Here is a 25,101-nt window from a genome sequence, read left to right on the forward strand (position 1 = left end):
ATCCTCATGCACGACGGCTACCAGACCACCATCAACGCCGTCCCCCAGATCGCCGCGAACCTCGCGAGCCGCAACCTGTGCGCGGGCATGATCTCGCCCGCGACCGGTCGGGCCGTCGCACCCTCTGACACCCCACCGACGAGCACCACTACCAGCACCACGACGACGACCACACCTCCGACCGGGGCGTGCACCGCCTCCTACCGCACGGTCAACTCGTGGCAGGGCGGTTTCCAGGCCGACGTCACGGTGACCGCCGGCGCTCCGATCACCGGCTGGACCGTGCGGTGGACGTTGGCCGCCGGCCAGACCATCACCCAGGTCTGGGGCGGCGTGTCCGTCGGCTCCGGCAGCCAGGCCGCGATCCGCAACGCCGCGTGGAACGGCTCGTTGGGCGCCAACGCCTCGACCACGTTCGGGTTCATCGCCAACGGCTCGCCGACCGCCACGACGCTGAGCTGCACCAGTCCCTGACCCGCTGACGCACGCCGGTGTGCCCCTCGCACCCGCCGAGGGGCGCACCGGTCAACTCGTCAAGTGCCGCACCGCCCTGGGCAGGACGCCGTACAGGTCGTCCAACGTCTCCGGCGGGTAGTCCGCCCGAACCGTGTAGACGCACGACAGCAGGTTCCCGTGCGAGAAGAACGCCGCGCACAGCCAGTACGTCTTGGTGTCGTCCGCGGTCGTGGCGCAGTACCCGAGGAACGGGTCGACCCCCTCGGGCGCGTCCACGACGACGTCCTTGAGCACCGTGAACTGCTGCGGGTCCGGCTCGATCGACCAGGTGGCGCACTGCCGGGTGGCCTCGATGACCTGCCGCAGGACCTCGGCCCCGGTGGCCTCGGCATACCCGGTCACGACCTGCCGCATCACGATCTCGTCGTTGATCCACTCGCGGTACAGCGTGGGCATGTAGCCGCGTTCGGCCTCGACCTCCACCTCGCACGGCTTCGGCTGCCACTGGAAGGCGTACTCCTCGGCCGACGGACCGGTGAAGCCGTAATCCGCCATCCCGTCCTTCGGAATGGCCCCCTGCTGCACCATCGTGGGCAACCGGTCGTTCAACGACGGCGCGCTGGACGTGGTAACGGCGGTGGCGTTCGTCCGCTCCGCGACCGCCGAACCGGACACCGGCGTGCTGCACGCGGACAACAAGCACACGCCGACGAGTAATCCCCCTAAGGACCTCATACCCCCATGATCGCCCACGCGGACGACGACGTTTCAAGCGCACGCGACAACGCGTAGCCGACGGACGCGGCGAGCGCGAGCAGGTCGACCGCGAAGCACACGCCCATCAACGGGTTGACGAACAGCTCGCTGCCCGCGCTGTCCGGCCGTGATCATGGGGAGGGCGGCCCCGCAGACCGGGCGACTCCGAGCGCCTCGGCTAGCCTCGTCGAGCGTGACGGCACGTGATCTTCCCCTTCCGCCGGCCTTCACCGCGCTCGAAGCCTGGGCCGGATCGGGGCGGGTCATCCGCGCCGCCGAGTCGGACCTGGCCGACTGGCGACTGCTGCAACGGCAGAAGGCGTCGCTGGTCTCGGCAGGCGTGCCGTTGCTCGAAGGCGTCGTCGACGTGGTGTCGTTCACGGCGGAGCCGACGGGGTACCGGCTCGCGGGCCGCGGCCTCGACCCGTCCCGGCCGGACGCGACCTACGCCGCCGAACCGGAGACCGGGCAGGTGCTGGAGCGGGCGGCGGGCGGCGGGCGGCTGGTCAACTCCTCGATCGACCACTGGCTGTGCTCGCTCCACCTGGTCGGGACCTGGCTGGCCGGCTCGACCGCGATCCACCACTGGGACGAGGACCCGACGACGGAGGAGCGGGCACTCGCGGAGCTCGCCGACCTGGGGGAGCGGATCGCCCGCCTCGACCCGTCCGCGCGCGGCGGCGATCACCGGACGCACTTCTGGCCCGCGGTCCTGGATCGGTGGCTGTACTGACCGACCCGCTCCGGTGAGGGCGATCCGGTTCACGCGCGCAGCGCCCGCCGGTCCGCCGGTTCTTCGCCGAGGTCGTGCAGCCAGTGCTCGTGGCCGGGAGGTTCGTAGACCATCGGCGACTCCGCGAACCGGCGCAGGGCGGCCTTGTCGGGCTTCGACCGGCGCAGGGTGGCCGCGACCCGGTCGAGCCGGCGGGTCCGCTCGTCGGGGTCGCCGGGAACGGCGGGCAGGTGGTCCGGCGCCGGGTGGGAGCCGTCGGCCAGGTAGGACAGCGCGGCGACGCGGAGGCCGACCTCCGCGGCCACGCCGGGGTGCCACACCGCGCTCCGGAGGTCGTCCAGATCCGCGAGGAGGTCCCGGGCTCGCGCGTGTTCGCCGATCTCCGCGTGCGTGGCGGCCAGCTCGACCGTCGCCCACAACGCTCGGGCGTCGTCTTTCGCCGCGCGGTGCAGGTGGGCGGCGGCGAGGAACAGCTCGGAGGCCTCGGCGTGGGACGCCTGGCGGCGCGCCGCGCGGGCGCCGGAGAACGCGGCCAGCCCGGCGTTGCCGAAGTTCCGGACCTCCTCGAAGAGGTCCGCGGCCTTGCGCCACAGGGCGGGCGCGCCGGGGCCGGTCGCCACCCGGGCCTCTTCGTAGAACGCGTCGGCACGCAGCCGCACCGGCGTCCGGGCGTCCATCAGGGTGCGGGTCACGGCCACCCAGCGCCGGGCCGCGTCGAAGTCGGACAGGCGCAGGGCGAGCCTGGTGTTGTTGATCGCCACCGGCAGCGCGGTGGCGTTCTTGCCGACGGTCCGGAACGCGTCGACCGACCGCTGTCCCGCCGCCAGGGCGCCGGCCAGGTCGGACCGGCCCGCGAGGTGCACGGCCAGCTCGAACGTGACGCGCCCGACCAGTTCGACGAGCCCGGCGTCGGCGGCGACGCGCTCGGCGGAGGCGAACGCGGCCTCGGCGGCCTCCCCGTCGAGGGTGCGCGCCAGGTCCAGGTACTCGCGCACGGCCGCCTCGGCGTTGCCGGCACGGTCGCGCAGCCGGGCCGCGTGCTCGCGGTCGCGGCGGACGGACTCGTCGTCGGACTCCGCCTCGTGCACGGCGCGCAGCCCGTCGGTGAGGTCGCCTGCCAGGTCGAACCACTCCTCGCGTTCGGCGAGGTCGCGAGCGGCGAGCAGCGGGGTCGGGTCGAGCCGCAGGACGAGGTCGGGTTCGGCGCCGGCCCGCAGGTCGTCGCGCAGCCTGGTGAGCAGCAGCCGGCGGAAGCGGGCCACGGCGTCCGGCGACTCCTCCGCCTCCAGCCGCTCCCGCGCGTACAGGCGCACGAGTTCGAACAGCCGGAACACCGGTTCGGGCGGGTCGCCGAGCTCCTCGTGCCCGGCCACGCTCCGGTCGACCAGGCGGTAGAGGGTGAGCCGGGTGACGTCCGGGTCCCGTCCCAGCCCCCGGCCGAGGTCCTCGGCGGTCGCGGCCGAGCCCGGCGCGGCGGGCAGGTACCGGAACGCCGTGCGCCCGTCGTCGTCCAGGTGCCGGTAGCTCAGCTCGATGGCCAGCCGCATCGGCAGCACGTCGTCGTCGAGGAAGGCGAGCCTGGTCCGCTCGCGCCCCACCAGCCTGGCCACGCCCTCGGCGCCGGTCTCCGGGTGGTTGGTCATCCAGGACGCGATCAGCCGCAACGCCATCGGCAGGTCGGCGCACGCCGCCGCGATCCGGTCCAACGCCTCGGCCGGTGCGCCGGCCCGGACCCCGGCCAGCAGCTCGACCGACGCCGCGCGGTCCAGCGGCGGCACGTGCAGGACCACGTCGGCGTAGCCCTGCGTGCGGTTGCGGGAGGTGACGACGACCGCGCACGTCGGCGGCGCGGGCACCAGGGGCGCGACGTGCTTGGCGTCCAACGCGTTGTCCAGCACCAGGAGCACCCCGCGACCGTCCAGCGCGGCACGCAGGTGGGCCGCCTCCGCGCCCGGCTCGGGCGTCACGCCGACGCTGTGGCACACCAGCTTCGCCACGTCCGACGGGGTCCGCCGCGCGTCGAGGCCGAGCAGGTCCACGTACCGGACGCCGCCGGGGAACCGGTCGGCCAGCACGTGGGCCGCCTCGACCGCCACGGCCGAGACGCCCGCTCCCAGCTGACCGGTGAGGAACGCCGTGGCGCGGCCCCGCTCGGCGAGCCGCGCGGTGACCCGGGTGGCCAGGTCGGCCACCAGCCCGCCCCGACCGGCCAACGCGGGCTCGCGCGGCGGCAAGGCCGTCATGCCCAACGCCGTGCGGTGCAACGGCGTGAGCGCCACGGGCAGGCCGGCGGCCTCGCCCAGTCGCAGCAGCACCGCCTCGGTGGAGGCCGACCGGACCGGTGGCAGGGCGGCGGCCAGGGCGTTGGCGAGGCGTCGCGCGTCCGGGGAGGCGGCCCGACCGGACAGCACCTCACGCCGCAGCTCGACCGAGGCCGCCACGAGGTCGGTGCGTTCGTCGGCCAGCCGGCGCACCAACTGCCGCCTCACCGCCGCCGGCAGGTCGCGCGCGCCCGGCACGGCCTCGGCGCCGTGCACCCAGCGGGCCACCGCCTCGTCGTGACCGGGCAACGACGGCAGCAACACCCGCGGGTCCAGCCCGCGCCGGGCCAGGTGCAGCCACAGCGCGTCGGAACCGCCGACCTCGGTCACGGCCGCCGCCAGCAGCTCGGAGGCGACGCCGCCCAGCGCGTCCAGGTCGAGCCGGCGCAGCAGCGGCCCGAGCTGCGCCGCGACCACGTGCGGTCCCTCGCCGCGCGGCAGGCGCGAGTCGCGCAACGACTCCAGCAGCTTGCCCGCCGCACCCGCCAGGTCCAGGCCGTCACCCAGCCGGATCGGCGTCCGCAGCTCCAGCCCGTACGGCAGGGCGTCCACCTGCTCCAGCACCAGCGGCACGACGCGCCGCCGACCGTCCGCGCGGGCCAACGTGATCGCGCGCGCGATCTCCTCACGCAGGTAGACGGCGTTCTCCGTGCGTCGCGACACCAGCACCACGGTGATCCGCGAGGCCCGCAGGTGCCGGTCGAGGACGAGGTCCCACTCCTCGCCGGCGCGCAACATCGAGTCCTCGTAGACCGTCGCGTGCGGTTCCAGCAGGGACCGCAGCCGTTCGGCGGCAGGACTGTCCGCGCCGGCGTGCGCCAGGAAGAAGTCCCACTCCACCGTTCCTCCCCACCCCGCGGCGACGCCCACTGCCACTGTGTCGGCCGAACCCGCCCGAGCGCTACCTCGCCCACTGCCGAGAGCTGATCTGCCCACAGCAGCACGTCCCGCGAAACGCCCCGGCGCCTCGGCATGGTCGGAGCATGACCGACACCAAGCAGCCCTTGTTCGACCACCGACTGCGAGACCGGTTCTTCAGCCGACGGGTGCTCGTCCTCGACGGGCCGCTCGACGACGACAACGGCACCGTGCTCGCCACCCAGATGCTGTCCCTGGCCGCCGAGGACCCGGACAAGGACATCGCGCTGTGGATCCACTCGCCGGGCGGCTCGGTGCCGGCGATGCTCGCGATCCGCGACGTGATGCGGCTCGTGCCGTGCGACGTGGCCACGCTCGCTTTGGGACTGGCGTGCAGCGCGGGGCAGTTCCTGCTGTCCGCGGGCACGCCGGGCAAGCGCTTCGCCCTGCCCCACGCCCGCGTCCTGATGCACCAGGGCTCGGCCGGGATCGGCGGATCGGCCGTCGAGGTGCAGGTGCAGGCGGACGACCTGCGGCACACCCGCGACACGGTGCTCGGGCTCATCGCGGAGGACACCGGCCAGCCGATCGACCGGATCTTCACCGACTCCCTGCACGACCGCTGGTTCACCACCGGGCAGGCGCTCGACTACGGCTTCATCGACCACGTCGTCGAGCGCTTGGACCAAGTCGTGCCCGTGCGCACGCACGAGCTGGGCCTCGGCACCCGGACGGGGGCCCGCGCATGAGCACGTACACCATCCCCAACGTCATCACCCGCGGCCTCGGCGGCGAGCGGATCATGGACGTCTACTCGCACCTGCTGTCCGAGCGGATCGTCTACCTCGGCACCGCGATCGACTCCGGTGTGGCCAACGCGCTGATCGCCCAGCTGCTGTACCTGGAGGCGGACAACCCGGACCGCGAGATCAACCTCTACATCAACAACGAGGGCGGCGACCCGTCCGCGATGCTCGCGCTGTACGACACCATCCGCTACATCACGGCGCCGGTGTCGACGACGTGCGTCGGCCAGGCGGTGGCGACCGGCGCGGTGCTGCTGGCCGCCGGCGCGGCGGGGCACCGCTTCGTGCTGCCCCACACCAGGGTGGTGCTGCACCAGCCCGCGGCGCAGGGTCGCGGCACCATCCCGGACCTCATCCTCCAGGCCGACGAGGTGGTGCGCGTGCGTGCCCAGCTGGAGGCGATCCTCTCGCTGCACACCGGTCGCGACGTCGCGGAACTCCGGCACGACACCGACCGCGACCGGGTGTTCTCCGCGGTGGACGCGGTCCGCTACGGGCTCGCGGACCGCGTCCTCGAACACCGGGACTGAGACCGCGGCCTCAAGCGGCCATGAGCACGGGTCCCGCCGGGCGACGTCCGACCGCGGGGCCCGTGCCGCGGCGCTGCCGGACGTCGCCCGCGATGTCGGCGAGCAGGTCGAGGAGGTCGACGCCGAGCGCGCCGGTGACGGCGGCGATCATCTCGCTGGACGGCTCCTTGCGGCCGCGTTCGATCTCGGAGAGGTACTGCGGCGAGATGCCCGCCCGTTCCGCGACGTCGACGAGGCGGCTGCCCCGCTCCTCCCTCGCCGCGCGCAGGGATCGGCCGAGCACGTCGCGCCACAGCGGGTCCGGCTCGCGATCCGGCGTGCGCTTCTGGTGGAAAGGGAGGATGTCCGCCATGTCGCCATCGTGACGCAGGCCCGGCGCTCAGGGGCAGCGGTTCCGCTCCCGGCGGACACGGTGGGCGGGCGTTGATCGTTAGCACAACGTTGGCGCGACGTTGGCGGCGATCACTTGGCTGCCAGGGTCAGGCGTCTCCGTCCCGGCTCGAACCCAGCGCTTGTGAGGAAGGTCCGGCTCATGGCAACAGGCACCGCCGAGGTGGTCCCCGCGCGTACCGTGCTCAGGAAGACCGCGGCCAGGGCCGACGTCCGGCAGCGGATCGAGGCGATCGGCAAGGAGGCGGAGGCCGAGCCGGACTCCGTGGTGGGCAGGCCGACCGGCGGTCAGTTCCCCGACGACCCGTTCGCGAGCCTGCGGGGCGTCGCGGGGTGGGCGGTCGACTACGTGACCTTCCTGCGTGAGCCGATCGACCAGTTGGAGGGCGACCGGCAGAGCGTGCAGGCCACCGCGGACGCGATCCGCTCCGCCGCCGAGCGGATGCGCGAGCTGGCCGCGAAGCAGCGCGACACGCTGGCCAAGCCCCAGGGGTGGACCGGCAGGGCCCAGGAGGCCTACCGGACCAGCATGGACACCCTCGGCGAGGAGCTGGACTCGCTCGCCGGCGCGGTGGCGGTGAAGGGCGTGGTCGTCGAGAACAGCGGCGCGATGGTGCAGGCGCTGCGCGAGGCGCTGCTGCACACCGTCGGCCAGTACTCGAACTCGCTGGTGCCGGGTGCGATCACGGCGTACGTCTTCGCCCCGATCACGTTCGGCGCGTCCATCGCGATGTTCCTGGCGGCGGTGGTGGACAGCGCGTCCCAACTCGGCACGAGCATCTCGGCCAAGATGGACGAGTTGCACGCGGCGCTGACCCGCCAGGTCGACCGGGTCAAGCAGCTCGACGAGATCGCGGACGAGGTCGGCCGCGGCTGGGAACGGTTCGAGGCCGCCACGGGCGGGGGGTCGGAGGCGCAACCGGCCCGCACCGCGTCCAGGCGCGTGCTGCGCGGGGGCGAGCCCGCCGAGGCTCTGCGGCCGATGGAGGCCAGGCCGATGGTCGCTGCCGAAGAGATGCAAGCGCTGCGACCCATGGAAGCCGTGGCGGCCGAACGGCTCACCGGTCGACTCGTGCCCGACGAGCCCACCTACTCCGCGCGGGTGGCGGAGGAACCGCTCCAGGCTCGGCAGGCGGTCCAGGCCGAACCGATGATGCGGGCGGTCCGCGTGGAGGAACCACTCCAAGCCCGCCACGCCGTCCAGGCCGAACCGGTGATGCGCGCGACCTACGTGCAGGCCGAGCCGATGGTGCGGGCAACCCGAGCGGACGCCCCCGTCCACTACGAGCAGGCCGTCCGCGTCACCGAGCCGGTCACCCACTACCGAGCCGCCGAGCAGGCGGAGTTGCGCGCGGTGGCCGCCACCCGCGAAGCGACGGTCCGCAGGGTCGAGGAGACCGAGTAGGCGCGCGCGGTCCCCGACCGCCCGGCCGAGCACCTCCCCGTCCTTCCACTTCCCTGCGTTCCGCGGAGGCAACGCCATGGTCACCAACCTGACCCCCACCACGATCAGCACGCCACCCCCTCCCGGCGGCGACTCCGGCTTCACGATGGACGCGTCCGCGATGGACACGCTCCAGCAGCAAGCCGACGACCTGCGCACCGGCTACGAAGAGGTGTCCTCGAAGCTGTCCGGCCAAGGCCTGGCGGGCAACGCGTTCGGCACCGCCGGCGCGTTCGCCGTCGAGGCGTTCAACGCCTCCAACCACAGGTCGGTCGACCTGACGGGCAAGGCCGCCTCGACGTTGGGACTCGTCGGCGAAGGGCTGAGGGCCACCGCGCGGACGCAGCAGGAAGCCGACCGCGCCGGCGGCGAGCAGTTCGCCGCGGTAGAACCCGCCACGATCGCCAACGGCCCGCAGGGCGCACCGGCGGGCGGCCCCAACGGCGCTCCGACCACCCCGGGTCCGCCGGTCACCCCGACCGGGACGATCCCCGGCGACGCCGGGAGCGGCGCAGGCGCCGCCTCCCAGCCCGGCGGGCCGCAGGTCCCGCCGACGACCGACATCCCGGGCGCGGACGGCACCACGCAGGCCTCCGACTACACCAGCCCGGAACCCACCGGCCAGGGCGGCGGCGCACCCGCGGGTCAAGGCGGCGGCGCGCCGACCGGTCAGACCGCCGGCGTCCCCAGCGGACAGGTGCCCCCGATGCCGGGCGCCGCGGGAATGCCCACCGCCGACACCGCGACGAAGCCGTCCGCCCCGGCAGGCGTGCCCACCGCCAACGGCGCCGGCTCGCCGGACGAGACCAAGACAGCCGCCGCCCGAACGTCGACCCCGCCCCCGCAAGCCGCGACACCCCAGGCCGCCCCGGTGCCCGCCTTCCCCGAGATCCCCGATCCGCCGCCCGTCCCCAGCGGTTCCGGTGGCGGCGGTGGCGCGAACCTGGCGGACGCCCTCAAGAACACCCCCACGACCGGCGGCGAGTCGGCATCGGGCACGAAGACCCCGGCCGGCGGCGCCACCCCCTCGGCGAACGCCACACCGCCGCCGACGCCTCCCATCCTCGAGGTGCCGAAGGACCTCTTCAAGCAGCCCACCATCCCGGACCTCGGCACGGGCAGCGGTTCGGCCAGTGGTTCCGGTGCTCTGCCCGGTGGTTCCGGCGGCGTGCCGTTGGGTGGCATGACACCTCCGCCGACGCCCCCCATCCCGGAAGTGCCGAAGGACCTCTTCAAGCAGCCGACGATCCCCGACCTCGGCACGGGCGGCGGCACGGGCACTTCCGGCGGCACGGGAGCGCCGGGCTCGTCCCTGCCGGGCGGCGCCCTGCCCACGACCCCGGCCGTCCCGGACCTCGCCGGCCTCCGTCCCGGCGAGCAGTCGCCTGGGGACCAGGGCGGTCGCGGCGACCGTGACGCCTCGGACAACGAACGTCCCGGCCGGGACCGCGAGGCCGGCGACCGTGACAGCCGGGACCGCGATGGCACCGAGCACGGCGGCCGGGACCGCGAGGCGGGCGATCGTGACAGCCGGGACCGTGAGGGCCGCGACAGCGACGAGCACGGCAACGGCGAGCACGGCGGCGGTGGCGCGGGTGGCGGCGGCGGAGAGCAGGACTGGCCGTCCGAGCGCGACCAGCACGGCTTCCCGATCACCTCGGTGGACGGCAAGCCCTGCCTCGACCTGCGCGACCTCCCGGCGGAGGAGGGCGAGCGCTGGCAGGAGACCATCCGCGACATCCTCGCCACCAAGGGCGAGGGGTCCTTCTTCTGGGCCGGCGACACCATCGACGCCCAGGGCCAACGGCACTCCCTCATGGACCTGGCCGAGTTCATGACCAACCTGGACGGCCGCGCCGAGCCCGAGGCGGCCGAACGCCCCGGACGCGAGGTGTCGGACACCGTCGCCGCCAGCCCGGCCCGCAGCGCCAACGGCGACGTCTACGTCCTGGTTGGCCCCAACCGCGCCGAAGGCGACCCGGTGGAGCTGACGGACTTCCCGACGCTCCAGGCCAACGCCCGGGTCGAACGGGTCTTCGCGATCGACGCCCTCACCGGTCGGGAGACCCAGATCCACCCGGAGGTCTCCTGAGCGAGCGGGCGCGGGAGCACCCCCGCGCCCGCGAGATCAGACCTCGTCATTCGTCCCGGACGGGGCGACCCTCACCCGGACCGCCGTAGCCCCGACGTGGTTGTCAGCCAGGGCGCGCCGACGCCGGCCATGCTGTCGTAGAACGGGTGGCCGTCGGTGATCTCGCCCTGGTCGATCGTGCGGCCGGTGAACGCCGAGGCGTAGACGGCGGCGACGAACTCCATGGTCACCCTGGTGTCGGCGGTGGACACCGGCGGGGTCCCGCCGCTGTCGAGGGCGTCGAGCACGGCGGCGAGTTGGGCGGTGTGGCCGCTGGGCGTGTCGGCCGGCCCGCTGTCCCACGCCGACACGACGTCGGGCGACGTGGGCGCGGCGGTGAACGTCCAGTGCCCGTCGTCGTAGCCGTAGAGGTGCTCCAGCTCCACGGTGGCCCGTTCGAAGTCGAAGCGCAGCTCGCTGGTCTGACGCGGCGAGACCACCGAGTTGACCACGGTGGCCACCGCGCCGGAGTCGAACCGCACGAGCGCGGCGGACACGTCCTCGGTGTCGGTCGGCCGGGCCTGGCGCGCGGCGATCGCGGTGACGCTGCTCCACCGGCCGAGGATCGACAGCAGCAGGTCGAACTGGTGGATGCCGTGGCCCATGGTCGGCCCGCCGCCCTCCAGCTCCCACTTCCCCCGCCACGGGACGGCGAAGTAGTCGTCGTCGCGGAACCACAACGTGCTCGCCGACCCCACCAACGGCCGACCCAGCGCGCCCTCGGCCACCAGCCGCCGCAACCGCACCGCGCCGGACCCGAACCGGTGCTGGAACACGGTGGCCATCGGCACGCCGGCCGCGTCCTCGGCCGCGCGCAACCGGTCGAGACCGGCCAACGACAGCACCGGCGGCTTCTCGACCACCGGCACCGCACCCGCCGCCAGGCACTCCAACGCGAGCGGCAGGTGCGTCCCCGGTGGGGTGCACACGTGGACCAGATCGGGTCGCCGAGCCTCGATCAGCGCGGTCAGGGTCGGGTACGCGGGCACGTCCCAGGTCGCCCCGAACGCGGCGGCCCGGTCGGGCTCGAGGTCGACCACGCCGACGAGCCGCGCCCGCCCGGCCAGGTTCCTCATCGCCTCGGCGTGCGCGCCGGCGATCGCGCCCGTGCCGACGATCGCACAGGTGTAGCTACGACTCGTCACGAAAAGTGCTCCTCGTCCGCTGTCATTCCAGGTGGAGACCCACGTCGACCGGGCTCAGCCGCCCGCACATGCCGAACACGCGCTCCGGTTCCGGCGTCCGGAACACGGCCGCCCGCTCCAGGTGCGCGGCCACGCCGAGGGACACGTCCCGCGTGATCGCGAGGGTGGCCTCGGCCTGGTCGAGCGGCCCGTCGCGCACGATCCCCGCCCACGAGCCGGCCCGATCCCGGACCAACGCCGCCGCCGAGGCGTAGAACTCCCGCAGCGGAGCCCGATCACCGGCGCGGACCGCGTCCCGGATCCGGACGAAGCCCTCCACCGCCAGGTCACGACGTCGGCGGGCGTCGGCGGCGCGTTCGGCCTCCGTCCCCCGGACCGGCAACGTCGCCGCGTCCCGGTACCGGTCCCGATCGGCGACGACCTCGGGCGGGAACGTCATCACCGCGTCACCGGCCTCGGGCAACCCCGCGTTGCCCATCAGCACGACCACCCGCAGACCGCCGTGGTTGACCGCGCGGTGGATCGTGCCCGGGGTGAACCACACCACCGAGCCGGCGACGAGCGGGATCTCGCGGCAACCGTCGAGGGTCACGGCGTGCAGCTCGCCCTCACCGCCCACGACCACGTAGCACTCGGTCGAGGCCAAGTGCACGTGCGGGCTCCCGCCGACCACACCATCAGGAGCCGCGTCGTCGTAGACGTCCAGGAACGACAGCGACGTACCGCCGGGGAACGTGCTCACACCGCCCCACCCAACACACCGCGCACCGAATCCGCCAGGGCCTCGGCGCCCTCCTCGCCGCCATCGGCCACCCCCACGCCGTAGCGGAACCGCACGGTCGCCCCGGCCGCGACGACGAGCTCCTCGCTGAAGAACGGGGCCGGGTTCAGGCAGGCGAAGTGCTCGGACCGGGCGAACCACCGCGGCGGGTGGTGCGGGTTGGCCCCGTGGTCGACCATCAGGACCAGGGACCGCGCGTCGTCGCCGTCGTGCCTGCCCGCGAAGGCCATCCACTCGGCACGCCTGCCGCGCACCTCGTCACCACCGGAGCCGTCGGGCGTCACGACGGTCCCACCCGTGAACGAGCGCGGCCCGCGCCAGAACAGACCACCGTATCCCGCGTTCTCCCGGCCGCGCGTGGTCGGCGAGCCGAACGCGATCTCCTGACCCGAGGTGTTCGTCATCGTCGTGTCGAACGTCAACGCCCACGCCCCGGCGGACAGCAGGGACGCGGCGATCGTCCGGCGCTCCGTGATCACCGCGTCGCCGGCCTGGGTGATCCAGTCCAACTCGTGGGTGAACCAGGCCCTCTCCCCCTCCGCGCCGACGTCGACCACCCGCCGGTGCGACTGGGTTCCGTTGTTGTCCAGCTGCACGTAGGACCGCCCGTGCACGTACGTCGGACCGCCCCAGAAGTTCTCCTCGCCGACGTTCGGCAACGACCACGCGATCCCCTTGTGCCACACGTGGTCGTGCGGCCGGAACAAGCTCACCACCCGCCCCGCCCGCGTGCGGACCGGGTGCAGGAACGGCTTGGGCGACTCCAGCCGCGGCGTGTCGGGCACGTAGGTGTAGCGGACGAGGTCGACGTCGCCGGCGCGAACGGTCAGCGCGGACCCGATGTCGTGCCGCACGGCCAAGGTGCTCACCACGTCAGCTCCGGCACGCCCACCCGGCGGCGCGGACCCTCGAGCAGGCCGCCGTCCGGCTCGACGGTGTCCCGGATCGGGTGGACGGACCGGGCCGGGCGCCGGCGGTACCCCGTCCTACCGGTCACACCGAGGGGCGCGATGACGACCTCGTCCATCCGGACCTCCTTGCGGAAAGCGCTTTCCGGTGAGTATTCAGGGACGCCTCGCACGCAGTCAAGGGGCCCCGGAGTGCTTGACAGCACCTTGGAAAGCGCTTTCCATAAGCTGGTGACCGCACCTCCGCCGCAGGCGGGCCACGTCGTCGTGGCACTGGACTCGTTCAAGGGCTCGCTGTCCGCCCGCCGGGCCACGGCCGCCGTCGCCCGGGGAGTGCGCCGCCGCGGCGCGGCCGTGCACGAGCACCCGGTGGCCGACGGCGGCGAGGGCACGCTGGACGCACTGCTCGCGGCCGGTTTCACGGCGGTGCCCGTGAGGTCGACCGATCCCCTCGGTCGTCCGGTCGAGGCGCGCTACGCGGTCCGTGACGGGATCGCGGTCGTGGAACTGGCCGAGACGTCCGGTCTCGGGCTGGTCGCGGACGTGCCGCCGACACCGGACCGCGCGGCGGCGGCGTCGACGTTCGGCGTAGGGCTGGTGATCGCCGCGGCCTTGGACGCGGGTTGTGCCACGGTCGTGGTCGGCCTGGGCGGCAGCGCCACCACCGACGGCGGCACGGGTCTGCTGGCCGGTCTCGGCGCACGCCTGCTCGACGCGGACGGGGTCGCCCTCGACGCCACGACCTCGCCGCTGCGCGCCGTCCGCGCGGTCGACCGGACCGGGCTGCACCCCCGGTTGGGCGAGGCGGAGTTGGTCGTGGCGAGCGACGTGGACAACCCTCTGCTCGGTCCGCACGGCGCGGCGACGGTCTACGGCCCGCAGAAGGGCGCGGACGCCGCGCTCGTCGCCTCCCTGGACGCCGACCTGGCCCGCTGGGCCGACCTGCTGGACCCCGGTGCCGCCGCCGCGCCCGGCGCGGGAGCCGCGGGCGGGACGGGCTTCGCCCTGCTGGCGCTCGGGGCCGGCGTGCGACCGGGCATCGAGCTGGTGCTGGAGCTCACCGGCCTGGCCGACCGGCTGTCCGGCGCACAACTGGTCATCGCCGGTGAGGGCCGCCTGGACCACCAGACGCTGCGCGGCAAGGCGCCGGTCGGGGTCGCCACGGCGGCGCGGCGCGCGGGTGCGACCGCGGTCGCCGCCACCGGGAGCTGCGACCTCGACCGCACCGAACTCGCCGCCGCCGGATTCGCCGACGCGTTCGCGCTCACCGACCTGGAGCCCGACGTGCCCACCTGCCTGACCCACGCCGAACCGCTGCTGGAACGCCTGGGCGAGCGCATCGCCGCCGCGTTCCCCGGCGACCGGTCCCCGCACGACCGCGGGTGAAGCCCTCACCCGCGGCCACCCTGCTCGCGCCCCGTCCCGCCGGCGAGTCACGGCCGCCACCGGGCGTACCAGTCGGCCGCCACGCGCAGCGGGACCGGCAGCGGTGCGAGGGAGGGGTACCAGGCGCGTTCCCACTCCAGCGACACCCAGCCCGACCAGTCCGCCAGCAGCCGGCCGCACGCCGCCAGCGGCACGTCGCCCGCGCCCGGCGGGACCGGGGTCGGATCGTCGGCGGCCACGTCCTTGACCTGGAAGTACCCCAGGTACTCCCCCAGCACCGCGCGGGTGCGCTCCGGCCGCTCGCCCGCGCGCCACGGGTGCACCGCGTCCCACAGCACCGCCACCCGCCCCGGGTCGCCGAACGGCGCGACCAGTCGCCGCGCGGCCTCACCGGTCGGGTGGGAGTCGTGCGTCTCGACGAGCAGCCGGACACCGGCGGAGCGCAGGTCGGGCAGCACGGCGGCGATCCGTTCCGACGACCGCCCGTCGTCACCGGCGCTCCCGCCGCCGGGGAACACCCGCACCGAAGGCGCGCCGAGCAGCGCCGCCAACTCCACCAGGGCGCGCAGCTCGTCGACCACCGGTCCGTCCGGCCCCGGCCGGCACACCTTCGGGTAACCCGCGAGGCAGGCGACCTCCAAGCCGGCGTCGGCGATCCGGTCGCGCGCCCGCGCCGCCCGGGCGGGCGACATCCCGAGGTGGACCTCCTCGTCCGGGTGCACGCGGACCTCCAAGCCGTGGCAGCCGTACTCGGCCGCCACGACCGCGCTGTCCGACACCGGCACACCGGGCGCGCCGAGCGTGCTCACCGCGAACTTCCACCCGCTCACCCGTGCACCACCTCCACCGGCGCGAACGACACCCTCGTCGCCGGCCCGTCCGACCAGCGCACCTCGACGGCGTCCGGCCCGGCGGCCACGACCGACACCACGTCCGAGAGGCCCGCGGGCTCACCGGCGAGCACGGCCAGCGCCACGTGGACCGATGTCCCCGCACCGACCCCGCGCAGCCTCGGCACGCGCACCGACGGCGTGAACGCGGTGCCGCCCGGCGCGACGACCTCGTCCGCGGACTCCCAGCCGTGCAGCGGGTGCAGCACCGAGGACAGGTCCGGCCCGGCGGCCCAGCCGGTCAGCTCCACCCCCGCCCCCGGCGGCGCGCCGACCACGCGGTGCACCCGCAGCTCGTGCGGCCCGCGGGCGACCACCACGCTCTCCACGCGCAACGCGGGCAGCAGCGGCGAGCCGCCGGGGAACACCGGCCGGTGCCACGAGGCGGCCCAGCCCCAGCCGTCGCCGTGGCCGGCGCCGAGCGGGTGGATGCGGCGGCGGGCGGCGCGCAGGCCGCGGAACACCACGGTGAAGTGGTTGTCGGCCGGGTTGCCCGCCGGGGTGGGGCCGGTGCGGGTGGAGTAGGCGAACCGGCTGTAGTGCGGGTCGTCGCCCTCGGCGGTCTCCGCGCGGGTCGGCCGCAGGTGGTCGCTGCCGTGGTTGTGCAGCCGGACGACCCCGTCGGCGGCTGTGGTCTGGACGAGGAAGCCCGGCGCGGACAGGCCGAGCACGTGGTCGCGCTCCTCGACCGGCGCATCCCGCTCGACGTCGGTCCACAGCGGGTCGTCGGGACCGGCGAGCAGGCACACGAACGCCTTCGACGCCCAGTACGGCGAGGCCGGCCCGGAGTAGTGCTGCGCCACCGGGGCGTACGGACCGTGCCAGCCGAGGCTGAGCAGGCCGCGGTCGTCCACCGCGCCCCGGTCGAGGAAGTAGCGCAGGCAGCCGCTGAGCAGCCGGCGCGACACGCCCGGCGCGAGCGGCGTGTGGCCGGTGACCGCGCCGAGGGCGACGGCCGCGCCGGCGGCGAACCGGTAGGTCAGCGACCTGCCCTGGTGGACGGGCGCGCCGTCGCCGCCGAACAGCAGCGAGAACCCGGAGAGGTGTTCGCGCAGCCGGTCGCCGTGCGGGGTGCTCGTGCCGGCCAGGTGCGCGTCGAGCACCGGGTACAGGTGCAGCGCCCAGCCGTTGTAGTGGTCGAAGGCCCGCCCGTCGCCGTCGGAGTACCAGCCCTGGCCCCGGTACCACGCCTCCAGCAGGCCCAGGGCGCGCTCGCGGACGCGGGCGGTGTCGGCGTCACCCCGGCCGACCGACTCCAGGAACCCGGCCGCGGTGTACGGGAACAGGTACCAGTTGTTCGGCGCGGGCAGGGCGTGCAGGGCGTCGCGCAGCCAGGCCTCGACGCGGTCGCGCACGGCGTCGTCCAGCCGGTCCCACAGCCAGGGCCTGCTCACCCGCAGGGCGAGCGCGACCGACGCCGCCTCGACCATCGGCTGGCCCTGCACGTGGTGGTCGCGGATCACCGGCCACGACTCGGCGTCGTCCGCGCCGGGCGTGCGGGTGCCCGCGTCGAGGCCGTCGGCGTACCGGGCCAGCAGGCCGTGCGGGTCGTCGCCACCCGCGCCCGCGACCCGGTACGCGGCGGCGAGCATCGTCCGGGCGAACCCCTCCAGGCCGTCGCTGCGCACACCGCTGCCCGACGCCGGGCCGGGCAGGTCCAGCCGGGCGCCACCGGGGCTCGCCCACCGCCACGCGGCCTCCAGCAGGGCGTCGGCGGCGGTCTCCCAGTGCGCGCGGGTGTACCCGGTGCGCGGGCTGAGCCGTCGGTCTTCGGCCAGGTCGGCCACGGGGTTCACGCGATCCGTTCCTCTCCGCTCGCGGTGTGGGTGCCGGGGTCCCGATCAGGATCGGTCACGCGATGTAAGGGAGGCGTTCCGGCGCCACCCGACCGAGCAGCGGCACGCCCTTGACGAACCGGCCCACTTCGGCGACCGCGAACTCGCCGATGCGCCGCAGCTCCCGGCCCTGCGCACCGGCCAGGTGAGGGGTGATCAGCACGTTGGGCAGGGCGAACAGCGGGTGCCCGGCCGGCAGCGGCTCCGGCTCGGTCACGTCCAGGATCGCCGAGATCCGGCCGGTGGCGCACGCCCCGGTCAGCGCCTCGGTGTCGATCAGCGAGCCGCGGGCGGTGTTGATGACGAGCGCGCCCTCGGGCAGCAGGGCCAGCCTGCGGCCGTCGAGGAGGTGACGGGTCTCGGGCAGGGCGGGCGCGTGCACCGTGACGACGTCGCTGCGGCGGCAGAGCTCGTCCACCCCCACCGGCTCCGCGCCGAGGCTGGTGGCTTCCGCGCGGGTCACGTGCGGGTCGTGGAGCAGGACCTCGACGTCGAACGCCCGGAGCCGCCGCAGCACGAGGCGACCGATCCGGGACGCGCCGATGACGCCGACGGTGCAGTCGTGCAGCCCGGTGCCGTCGCCGGGCAGCCAGTCGCGCGGCGCGCCCTCGGCGGCGGTCGCGTACCGCCTGGCGCGGCCGAACGCCCGCTTCGCGCCCAGGACCAGCATGGCCATCGTGTAGTCGGCCACCGGGACGGCGTTGACGTCGGCGGAGGACGAGACGACCACGCCGCGTTCGAACACGACGGGGTCGACGGACGACTTCACCGAGCCGGCGGCGTGCACGATCGCGCGCAGCCCCGGCGCGGCGGCCAGCACAGCGGCGTCGACGCGCGGGGAGCCCCACCCCGTGACCAGGATGTCCGCTCCCGCCAGGGCCGCGGCGGCAGCCGGCCCGTCGAACGAGGTGAACGTCGCCGCCTGGTCGATGTCGACCAGCTGCCGCAACCGGGTGACGAGGTCGGGCGGGAAGACGTCGGCGAGCGCCCAGGGGGCGAGGGCGAAGACCGCGACAGGTCGCCGTGACACGGAGTGGGCTCCTATCAGTGGGTCGGGCAGCGGCCGATCCATGTAAACGTTTGCATCCACACGTCACTCTACGCACAAGCCCTGCCGCTCACAATGCCCACGGGTCGAGTCCGAGCCACTGCGACTACAGGCGGATACACCCTGGAACACCGGATACGCAAGGCGTTGACGGACACGTGTAACCGTTTTATGTTCGTGACCATCGTGTTTCGGCTCGGCACCGCGAGAGAGGCGTTCGACGTGAGCATGACGCGGGTCCGCGGCGGCACCGGCGGCGCCAGCCCCCCGACGGGGAAGGCGCCCGCCCCACCGGCGGAAGGTCGTCCGCGCCTCGGCCACCTGCGCCGCATCAGGGCGGACCGGGTGCTGCTGCTCGTCGCGGCGCCGGGTCTGGCGTACTTCCTGGTGTTCCACTACGGCGCGCTGTTCGGGAACGTGCTGGCGTTCCAGGACTACGTGCCGTTCCTGGGCGTCTCGAACAGCGAGTGGGTCGGCCTGGCGCACTTCGAGCGCATGGTCACCGATCCCCTGTTCTGGAACGCGGTGAAGAACACGCTGCTGATCGGCGCGTTGCAGCTGGTGTTCTTCTTCCCCGCGCCGCTGGCGCTGGCACTGCTGCTCAACAGCGTCGTCGGCGACACCCTGCGGCGGTTCGTGCAGAGCGTGGTGTACCTGCCGCACTTCCTGTCGTGGGTCATCGTGGTCGCGCTGTTCCAGCAGATGCTCGGCGGCGCGGGCGTGGTGAACGGCTGGCTGTCGACGCTGGGCCTGGGCGGCATCTCGATCATCGGCAACCCGGACGCCTACGGGCCGCTGGTGATCGCGCAGCTGGTGTGGAAGGAGTGCGGATGGGCCACGATCATCTTCCTGGCCGCGCTGTCGCAAGTGGACGAGCAGCAGTACGAGGCCGCGGCGCTGGACGGCGCGGGGTGGTGGCGGCGGCTGTGGCACGTGACGCTGCCCGCGATCAGGCCGGTGATCGTGCTGCTGCTGGTGCTGCGGCTGGGCGAGTTCCTGTCGATCGGGTTCGAGCAGTTCTTCCTGCAGCGCCAGTCGGTCGGCCCGGAGACGGGCGAGGTGCTGGAGACCTTCGTGTACTTCACCGGCTTCGCGAACGGCGACTTCGGCTACGCCGCCGCGGTCGGGCTGTTCAAGGGCGTGATCGGCGTGGCGCTCATCTACACGGCGAACAAGGTGGCCCACCGGCTGGGCGAACAGGGGGTCTACCGGTCATGAGCAGGACGAGCGCGCCGGCCTGGATGGGCCGGCCGACCCCCGCGGTGCGCGCCGCCAAGGCCGTCGCGCTGACCGTGATCGTCGCGCTGGTGGTCTTCCCGTTGTGGACGGTCCTGGCGACCAGCCTCGCCAGCCCGCAGAACGTGATCGAGAACGGCGGCTGGGTGGTGTGGCCGGACGAGTTCACGTTCGACTCCTACGCCGAGATCCTCCAGGGCGGGATCATCAGCCGCGCGCTGCTGGTCAGCGCGGGCGTCACGGTCGTCGGCACGGCGCTGAGCCTGTTCTGCACGATCGGCCTGGCCTACACGTTGAGCCGGCCGAAGGTGTACGGCGGCAAGCCGCTGCTGCTGCTCGTGCTGTTCACGTTCCTGTTCCCGCCGGGCATGGTGCCGCTGTTCCTGGTGGTCCAGGGCGCCGGGCTGTTCGACTCCTACGCCGCGCTGGTCCTGCCGTTCCTGGTCAACGTGTTCAACCTGGTCGTGATGCGCGGTTTCTTCCAGTCGATCCCGTCGGAGCTGATCGACGCCGCGCGCATCGACGGCGCGGGCGAGCTCGGCATCCTGCGCCAGGTCGTGCTGCCGCTGTCCAAGGCGGTCATCGCCGTGGTCGGCCTGTTCTACGCGGTCGCGTACTGGAACCGCTTCTTCGAGGCGATCATCTACTTCAACGACCAGGCCAAGTGGCCGATCGGCACCGTGCTGCGGCAGTACGTCACCGGCGGGGCGTCCCTGGCCGAGACCTCGGGCGAGATGGCGACCACGTCGCCGCAATCGGTGCAGATGGCCGTCGTGATGCTCGCGACGCTGCCCATCGTGTGCGTGTACCCGTTCCTGCAGCGCTACTTCGTCAAGGGCGTCGTCACCGGCGCATTGAAGGCCTGAACCCCTCCACCGCAACCACTCCTTTCGGCTTCCCGCCGGGAGAGGAACCTCGTCATGGACCACCGCATCGACCGCCGTTCCCTGCTCCGGCTGGCGGGCGTCGGCGCGCTCGGCCTCGCCGCCCCGTCCTTCCTCACGGCGTGCGGCGACGGCGCGTCGGGTGGCGGCGTCTCCAACGCGGGCAAGGACCTGGCGCCGTGGCCGACGCACGTGCCGTTCACCGGCCCCACCCCGGACGCCCCCGGCGACGCTTCCGGCGTGCAGCCGCTCTACCTGAACTACCCCGAGAAGCTGGTGCGGTCGGTGAACAACCCGGTGGGCGACGGCTCCGACGTCACGGTGCTGGTCGTGTCGTTCGGCGCGCCGCCGAAGCCGGTCGGCGAGAACCAGTACTGGCAGGCGATCAACCAGGCGCTGGGCGTCAACCTGAAGGTCGTCGTCGTGCCCGATCCGGAGTACGGGCAGAAGATGGCCACGCTGATGGCCTCCGGTGACGACCTGCCCGACATGATCATGTTCACCAACCTCGCGCTGCCGCACGCGGCCGAGTTCGTCCAGGCCCGGTGCGCCGACCTGTCGGAGTTCGTCGGCGGCGACGCGGTCAAGGAGTTCCCCAACCTGGCCAACATCCCGACCTACGCCTGGCAGGGCATGGGCCGGATCGGCGGCAAGATCCACGGCATCCCGCTGGAACGGCCGATGCCGGGCAACAGCCTGTTCGTCAACCGCTCGGCCATGGACGCGGCGGGCATCCCCAAGGACTGGACGACCGAGCAGTACCTGGACGCCACGAAAGAGCTGACCGGCGACCGCAAGTGGGGCATCGGCTGGTTCAAGACGCTGTTCGGCGGGCTGGGCGCCATCACCTACCACGCCGGTTCGCTCGGCGCGCCCAACGCGTGGTCGACGGACGGCGGCGCGTTCGCGACGACCCTGGCCACGCCTCAGTTCGAGCAGGCGCTGGAGGTGATGCGCAAGCTGGTCGAGTCGGGCGCGCACTACCCCGACAGCCTCACCGTCAGCTCCACCGACATGCAGAGCTACTTCCACAACGGCACGGTGGCCTCGATCAGCGACGGTTTCGGCTCGGTGAGCCTGCCCACCCTGACCAAGATCAACGGCCGGTTCGACCTCGACCTCGGCCGGCCGTACGGGCCGCGGGCCACGCCCTGGCAGAGCGCCGGCGTCTTCGGCTACGTCACCATGAAGAAGGCCGACCCCGCCCGGATCAAGATGTTGCTGCGCATCTGCGACTACCTCAGCGCGCCGTTCGGCACCGAGGAGTACGAGCTGGCGAACTACGGCGTGGAGGGCAAGCACTTCACCAAGGACGCCGGCGGCATCAAGACCACCGACCTGTACGGCCAGGAGAACAACTCGCTGCTGCCGACCAAGTTCATCGGCGTGGGACCGGCGGTCCTGTACCTGCCCGGCCACCCCGACGTCGCCAAGGCCGTCCACGAGTGGCAGAAGGCGACCCTGCCCAAGAGCGTGCGCAACCCCGCCACCGGACTCCGCTCGGCGACCGAGGCGAGCAAGGGCGCCCAGCTCAGCCAGATCGTCGGCGACGGCATCGCGGCGATCACGTTCGGCCGCAAGCCGCCGTCGGCCTGGAAGGACGTCGTGGCGCAGTGGCGACAGGCGGGCGGCGACCAGGTCGCCGAGGAGCTGGCCAAGGAGCACGCCGCGAACCAGTGACGCCCGGCCCGCGTCCCGCACCACTGGAGCACTTCAGCCCCGACCGGCAGCTGCCGGTCGGGGCTGAAGTCCGAGTTCCGCGGATCAAGCGGGCAGGCGGTCACCCACCAGGGCCAGGCACTGGATGGCGGCCAGGCCGTACTGCGAGGAGGCGTTGGTCGAGGCGAAAGCGGCCTCGTCGACCGGCTTGAGCACCGCCGGGCCCTCCAGCCGCACCGACCTGAACTCCAGGTTCCGCGGGTAGCCGGCGTGGCCGGTGTCGAACTCCGTCCACGCCCGCGCGGCCAGGGCGGTGTCGCCGAGCTTGGCGGCGGCGTAGGCGGTGAGCCGGGAGTGGGCCTGACGCAGGTTCAGGCTGCCCCACGACTGCCCCGTCTCCGCCTGCTGCTCGGCGGCGGTGCCGTTGTAGAGGCGGCAGTACTGCAACCATGCCTTGGTGAACGCCTCGTCACCGGTGAGCGAGATGACCTCGCTGCACAGCTCGACCAGGCCGAACACCGACCCCAGCGAGCCGACGCTGACCGCCGGTCGAGCCGGCGCGAACTCGCCGTTGTCGAGGTCGTACAGGCCGCTGCCCTGTGCGAACCCGTTGGGCATCGCGGCGATCGTGCGCATGCCGTTGAGCAGCTTCTCGCGCGCGATCGGGTCGCCGCCGCGCTCCCACTCGGTCAACCAGGCGAGCGCGAGGCCGCTCCAGTCGGTGCCGGTGCTGACACCGAGGGCGTGCGGGTCCGGCTGGTACGGTCCCGTGCGGATCTTGCGGATCGGGTCCAGGACCAGGAACGTCTTGTCGGCGTCCACGAGGTCGCGCATCAGGTCGCCGGTGCGCTCGTCGGCGGTGAGGAAGTAGAAGAAGCGTCGGTACCCGGCGGTGCTGATGCGGAGCTGCTTGGCGCTGTCCGCCCAGTGCTGCACCCCGTGCCGGGTCCCGAGGTCCTGCCACTTGCCCAGGTGGTAGACGTCGACCTCCCCGGTGTGCCGGGTCATCGCCTCCGCGAAGCGGAACACGTCGGCCCGGCCGGAGCGCAGGTACTGGTACCACAGCCACAGATCCGGGGACAGCTCGGAGTTGGCCCACGCGTAGCCGCCGACGTCGTAGCGCCACACGTGCCGGTCCGGGTCGTAGCTGTGCATGATGTCGCCGTAGTCCCAGAACCCGTACCAGGACCGCTGCTCGACCTGCCCGCTGTGGTAGTCGAACAGGAAGTCCAGTCGGTCCTCGATGCGGGCCTTCGCCGGGGTCGAGCGGTCGACCGGCGACCAGTCGCCGAACACGCCGGCGGCGTGCAGGTGGGCGGGCGGCGCGACGATCAGCGGCGGCGTGCGCACCGCGTCGGCCAGCTCGGCGATCCGCTCGGCCGCCGGAGTCGACTCCAGCGCCCAGAACACCAGCTCCGTCGTGCGCGCGATGCCGTAGGGCGTGCCGAAGCCCGGTTCGTAGTCCTCGTAGGTGATCTCCAGGCCTTCGAGCTGCTCGGGATAGGTGTCCTGGCCCATGCCGTCGTGGTAGAAGCGCAGGTCCATCGGCTGGGCGTCGGGCGACCACAGCCACAGCGTGACCTCGGCCGTCTCGCCGGCCGCGCCCCGGATGTCGAGCTGCGTGGGGTGCAGCTGCCAGAAGTTGCGCATGCCGAACGCGAAGCCGCCGCCGGGCCCGCCGACGTACCCGAGCCCGCCCGCCCGGCCACCGGCGTCGACCGGGATCCAGCCGTGGCCCGCCTTGGTGCGCTTGCGCAGCTGGAACCCGTCGGCGGAGAGCTGGCGCAGCGAGTAGTCGCCGAAGGTGGGGATCAGGTGCAGGCGCGAGCCGACCCTGGTGTCCCACGTGGCCACCGGCGGGGTGGCCTGGCCGGCGACCTGCGCCCGGCGGACCGCCGCGCCGGGGTCGCGGCGCAGGCCGGTGATGCCGCGCACCGCCTCGGCCAGCACGCCGTCACCGGGTCCGGCGAAGCGCACGTGCCGGTTGTGGGGCTCGTCGCGCATCGGCACCTCGAACCGGATGCCCAGGCCGCGGACGAAGTCCTTCTTCTCGTCGCCGTCGTAGACGAAGCTGTGCACGGCGCGGACGCCGTCGCTGCCGGCGTAGAAGTACAGCCGCACGGTGAACGGCAGCCACGTCCGGTTGCCGTGCCGGTGCCCGCCGTCGATCCGGACGACGGCGCGGACCGGGCCGGACTGCTCGACCGTCACCCGCTCCGTGCGGCCGGTGAACTTCTCCACCTTCGCCGCGCCGCCCTCGTCGTCGACCGGCCCGTCCTGCCGCAGGCACACCAGGCGGCCGTTGCGGGCGATCTCGCGGTCGCCGCGGAACAGGGCGCGGACCAGCTGGTCGCCCTTCTTGGGGATCACGCACCGGAGGACGCCGGTGCCCACCTCGACCTCGTTGCGACCGTCCTTGACCGTCACGGCCGCCGCGGGCTTGGCGGGCGTGCCACCGGTCAGCACGTAGGTCTCGGCCGGCGGAGCCTCCGCCCCGACGGCGTGCGCGGTCCACTTCAGCGAACCGTCCGGCCAGTACGCGGTGGCCCACGTCTGCACGGGCACCGGCTGTCCCGCGGAGGTGTGCAACGCGAACGCCTGCCCCTTGGGCACCGTGCCCTTCGGCCACGGCACGCCCCAGGTGGACCCGGCGGCCAGGCGCCGCGGCGTGCCGCCTTCCAGCCACCTGAGCGGCACGCCGTCGTCCAGTGCGCCGCTCGCCGTCGCGGGCCGCGGGCCGACGACGGGATCGGCGTGGGCGGGCGTGGCGCCGCGGCCGACCTGCGCGGCGGCGCCGACCGCGGCCGCGCCGAGGATGAGATCACGTCGGGAGATCATCGCCATGGGTGCTCCACTCCGGCGGGTCGACTCCGGGCAAGGTGAGGTGCTGAAAACGTTTACAGC

22 protein-coding genes are annotated in these 25,101 nt (G+C 73.6%); 11 read left to right on the plus strand and 11 right to left on the minus strand.

What is annotated here, in order from left to right; all coding sequences use genetic code 11:
• Positions 1-474, plus strand: a 474-nt coding sequence (locus AB0H12_RS42155; protein ID WP_499631403.1) for a cellulose binding domain-containing protein, incomplete at its 5' end; no start/stop codon positions are given.
• A gap of 51 nt (positions 475-525) precedes the next feature.
• Here AB0H12_RS42155 and AB0H12_RS42160 read toward each other — a convergent pair.
• Positions 526-1,011 carry a hypothetical protein gene (locus AB0H12_RS42160; RefSeq protein ID WP_499631405.1) on the minus strand — a complete coding sequence of 162 codons (486 nt, stop codon included), beginning with the start codon at positions 1,009-1,011 and terminating at the stop codon, positions 526-528.
• A gap of 13 nt (positions 1,012-1,024) precedes the next feature.
• Between AB0H12_RS42160 and AB0H12_RS42165 the strand changes: the two genes are divergently transcribed.
• The gene (locus tag AB0H12_RS42165; RefSeq protein WP_499631408.1) at positions 1,025-1,201 is read left to right on the plus strand and encodes a hypothetical protein; all 177 of its coding nucleotides are present in this window, start codon (positions 1,025-1,027) and stop codon (positions 1,199-1,201) included.
• Between the two features lie 204 nt (positions 1,202-1,405).
• Entirely contained in the window at positions 1,406-1,945 is a 540-nt protein-coding gene (locus AB0H12_RS42170) for an SUKH-4 family immunity protein (protein ID WP_499631410.1), read from the plus strand.
• A gap of 29 nt (positions 1,946-1,974) precedes the next feature.
• Here AB0H12_RS42170 and AB0H12_RS42175 read toward each other — a convergent pair whose 3' ends face one another.
• The gene (locus tag AB0H12_RS42175) at positions 1,975-5,106 is read right to left on the minus strand and encodes a TIR domain-containing protein (protein ID WP_499631413.1); all 3,132 of its coding nucleotides are present in this window, start codon (positions 5,104-5,106) and stop codon (positions 1,975-1,977) included.
• A gap of 143 nt (positions 5,107-5,249) precedes the next feature.
• On the opposite strand from AB0H12_RS42175, the gene AB0H12_RS42180 reads away from it, so the two are divergent.
• Together AB0H12_RS42180 and AB0H12_RS42185 are read left to right on the plus strand one after the other, a co-directional pair.
• Positions 5,250-5,873, plus strand: a complete 624-nt coding sequence (locus AB0H12_RS42180) for a ClpP family protease (protein WP_499631415.1) — start codon at positions 5,250-5,252, stop codon at positions 5,871-5,873.
• Positions 5,870-6,460 carry a ClpP family protease gene (locus AB0H12_RS42185; protein ID WP_499631418.1) on the plus strand — a complete coding sequence of 197 codons (591 nt, stop codon included), beginning with the start codon at positions 5,870-5,872 and terminating at the stop codon, positions 6,458-6,460. Before AB0H12_RS42180 ends, AB0H12_RS42185 begins: the two co-directional genes overlap by 4 nt.
• Before the next feature lie 10 nt (positions 6,461-6,470).
• On the opposite strand, the gene AB0H12_RS42190 is transcribed toward AB0H12_RS42185, so the two are convergent.
• Complete coding sequence (locus tag AB0H12_RS42190; protein ID WP_499631421.1) at positions 6,471-6,812, minus strand: helix-turn-helix domain-containing protein; 342 nt, start codon at positions 6,810-6,812, stop codon at positions 6,471-6,473.
• A 180-nt stretch (positions 6,813-6,992) separates the two neighbouring features.
• On the opposite strand from AB0H12_RS42190, the gene AB0H12_RS42195 reads away from it, so the two are divergent.
• Entirely contained in the window at positions 6,993-8,255 is a 1,263-nt protein-coding gene (locus AB0H12_RS42195) for a hypothetical protein (RefSeq protein WP_499631424.1), read from the plus strand.
• A gap of 76 nt (positions 8,256-8,331) precedes the next feature.
• On the plus strand, positions 8,332-10,386 hold the full coding sequence (locus tag AB0H12_RS42200) for a hypothetical protein (RefSeq protein WP_499631427.1): 2,055 nt from the start codon (positions 8,332-8,334) through the stop codon (positions 10,384-10,386).
• Between the two features lie 71 nt (positions 10,387-10,457).
• Here the strand turns inward: AB0H12_RS42200 and AB0H12_RS42205 are convergent, their stop codons facing one another.
• From AB0H12_RS42205 to AB0H12_RS42220, 4 genes are read right to left on the minus strand one after another with little or no spacing between them, the layout of a single operon-like run.
• Positions 10,458-11,570: a Gfo/Idh/MocA family protein gene (locus tag AB0H12_RS42205; RefSeq protein WP_499631430.1), complete on the minus strand. Its 1,113-nt coding sequence runs from the start codon at positions 11,568-11,570 to the stop codon at positions 10,458-10,460.
• Between the two features lie 22 nt (positions 11,571-11,592).
• Positions 11,593-12,312, minus strand: coding sequence for a cupin domain-containing protein (locus AB0H12_RS42210; RefSeq protein WP_499631433.1), 720 nt, complete (start codon positions 12,310-12,312; stop codon positions 11,593-11,595).
• Positions 12,309-13,220 carry a DUF6807 domain-containing protein gene (locus tag AB0H12_RS42215; protein WP_499631436.1) on the minus strand — a complete coding sequence of 304 codons (912 nt, stop codon included), beginning with the start codon at positions 13,218-13,220 and terminating at the stop codon, positions 12,309-12,311. Before AB0H12_RS42215 ends, AB0H12_RS42210 begins: the two co-directional genes overlap by 4 nt.
• Entirely contained in the window at positions 13,217-13,378 is a 162-nt protein-coding gene (locus AB0H12_RS42220) for a hypothetical protein (RefSeq protein ID WP_499631439.1), read from the minus strand. Before AB0H12_RS42220 ends, AB0H12_RS42215 begins: the two co-directional genes overlap by 4 nt.
• A 112-nt stretch (positions 13,379-13,490) precedes the next feature.
• Between AB0H12_RS42220 and AB0H12_RS42225 the strand changes: the two genes are divergently transcribed.
• The gene (locus AB0H12_RS42225) at positions 13,491-14,645 is read left to right on the plus strand and encodes a glycerate kinase (RefSeq protein WP_499631442.1); all 1,155 of its coding nucleotides are present in this window, start codon (positions 13,491-13,493) and stop codon (positions 14,643-14,645) included.
• Between the two features lie 47 nt (positions 14,646-14,692).
• Here AB0H12_RS42225 and AB0H12_RS42230 read toward each other — a convergent pair whose 3' ends face one another.
• Genes AB0H12_RS42230 through AB0H12_RS42240 form a run of 3 tightly spaced genes read right to left on the minus strand, consistent with a single transcriptional unit; the run spans position 14,693 to position 18,400 of the window.
• Entirely contained in the window at positions 14,693-15,475 is a 783-nt protein-coding gene (locus AB0H12_RS42230; RefSeq protein WP_499631445.1) for a sugar phosphate isomerase/epimerase family protein, read from the minus strand.
• On the minus strand, positions 15,472-17,331 hold the full coding sequence (locus AB0H12_RS42235) for a DUF2264 domain-containing protein (protein ID WP_499631448.1): 1,860 nt from the start codon (positions 17,329-17,331) through the stop codon (positions 15,472-15,474). The genes AB0H12_RS42230 and AB0H12_RS42235 overlap by 4 nt, the downstream gene beginning before the upstream one ends.
• 55 nt (positions 17,332-17,386) lie before the next feature.
• The gene (locus tag AB0H12_RS42240) at positions 17,387-18,400 is read right to left on the minus strand and encodes a hydroxyacid dehydrogenase (protein ID WP_499631450.1); all 1,014 of its coding nucleotides are present in this window, start codon (positions 18,398-18,400) and stop codon (positions 17,387-17,389) included.
• Positions 18,401-18,595: 195 nt separating this feature from the next.
• On the opposite strand from AB0H12_RS42240, the gene AB0H12_RS42245 reads away from it, so the two are divergent.
• Genes AB0H12_RS42245 through AB0H12_RS42255 form a run of 3 tightly spaced genes read left to right on the plus strand, consistent with a single transcriptional unit; the run spans position 18,596 to position 22,218 of the window.
• Positions 18,596-19,636, plus strand: coding sequence for an ABC transporter permease (locus tag AB0H12_RS42245; protein ID WP_499631454.1), 1,041 nt, complete (start codon positions 18,596-18,598; stop codon positions 19,634-19,636).
• Positions 19,633-20,520 carry a carbohydrate ABC transporter permease gene (locus tag AB0H12_RS42250; RefSeq protein ID WP_499631457.1) on the plus strand — a complete coding sequence of 296 codons (888 nt, stop codon included), beginning with the start codon at positions 19,633-19,635 and terminating at the stop codon, positions 20,518-20,520. Before AB0H12_RS42245 ends, AB0H12_RS42250 begins: the two co-directional genes overlap by 4 nt.
• A gap of 54 nt (positions 20,521-20,574) precedes the next feature.
• Positions 20,575-22,218 carry an extracellular solute-binding protein gene (locus AB0H12_RS42255; protein ID WP_499631459.1) on the plus strand — a complete coding sequence of 548 codons (1,644 nt, stop codon included), beginning with the start codon at positions 20,575-20,577 and terminating at the stop codon, positions 22,216-22,218.
• Positions 22,219-22,302: 84 nt separating this feature from the next.
• Here AB0H12_RS42255 and AB0H12_RS42260 read toward each other — a convergent pair whose 3' ends face one another.
• Positions 22,303-25,041 carry an exo-rhamnogalacturonan lyase family protein gene (locus AB0H12_RS42260; protein WP_499631462.1) on the minus strand — a complete coding sequence of 913 codons (2,739 nt, stop codon included), beginning with the start codon at positions 25,039-25,041 and terminating at the stop codon, positions 22,303-22,305.
• Positions 25,042-25,101 lie beyond the last annotated feature (60 nt).

It is taken from the genome of Actinosynnema sp. NPDC023794, from assembly GCF_040639675.1.
Lineage (GTDB): Bacteria > Actinomycetota > Actinomycetes > Mycobacteriales > Pseudonocardiaceae > Actinosynnema > Actinosynnema luteola.

Excerpts from the sequence above, each read along its gene's own strand:
- AB0H12_RS42190 (WP_499631421.1), bottom strand. The coding sequence starts at position 6,812 with ATGGCGGACATCCTCCCTTTCCACCAGAAGCGCACGCCGGATCGCGAG.
- AB0H12_RS42180 (WP_499631415.1), top strand. The coding sequence starts at position 5,250 with ATGACCGACACCAAGCAGCCCTTGTTCGACCACCGACTGCGAGACCGG.
- AB0H12_RS42185 (WP_499631418.1), top strand. The coding sequence starts at position 5,870 with ATGAGCACGTACACCATCCCCAACGTCATCACCCGCGGCCTCGGCGGC.
- AB0H12_RS42255 (WP_499631459.1), top strand. The coding sequence starts at position 20,575 with ATGGACCACCGCATCGACCGCCGTTCCCTGCTCCGGCTGGCGGGCGTC.
- AB0H12_RS42200 (WP_499631427.1), top strand. The coding sequence starts at position 8,332 with ATGGTCACCAACCTGACCCCCACCACGATCAGCACGCCACCCCCTCCC.
- AB0H12_RS42160 (WP_499631405.1), bottom strand. The coding sequence starts at position 1,011 with ATGGCGGATTACGGCTTCACCGGTCCGTCGGCCGAGGAGTACGCCTTC.
- AB0H12_RS42250 (WP_499631457.1), top strand. The coding sequence starts at position 19,633 with ATGAGCAGGACGAGCGCGCCGGCCTGGATGGGCCGGCCGACCCCCGCG.
- AB0H12_RS42195 (WP_499631424.1), top strand. The coding sequence starts at position 6,993 with ATGGCAACAGGCACCGCCGAGGTGGTCCCCGCGCGTACCGTGCTCAGG.
- AB0H12_RS42165 (WP_499631408.1), top strand. The coding sequence starts at position 1,025 with ATGGCCCCCTGCTGCACCATCGTGGGCAACCGGTCGTTCAACGACGGC.
- AB0H12_RS42260 (WP_499631462.1), bottom strand. The coding sequence starts at position 25,041 with ATGGCGATGATCTCCCGACGTGATCTCATCCTCGGCGCGGCCGCGGTC.
- AB0H12_RS42220 (WP_499631439.1), bottom strand. The coding sequence starts at position 13,378 with ATGGACGAGGTCGTCATCGCGCCCCTCGGTGTGACCGGTAGGACGGGG.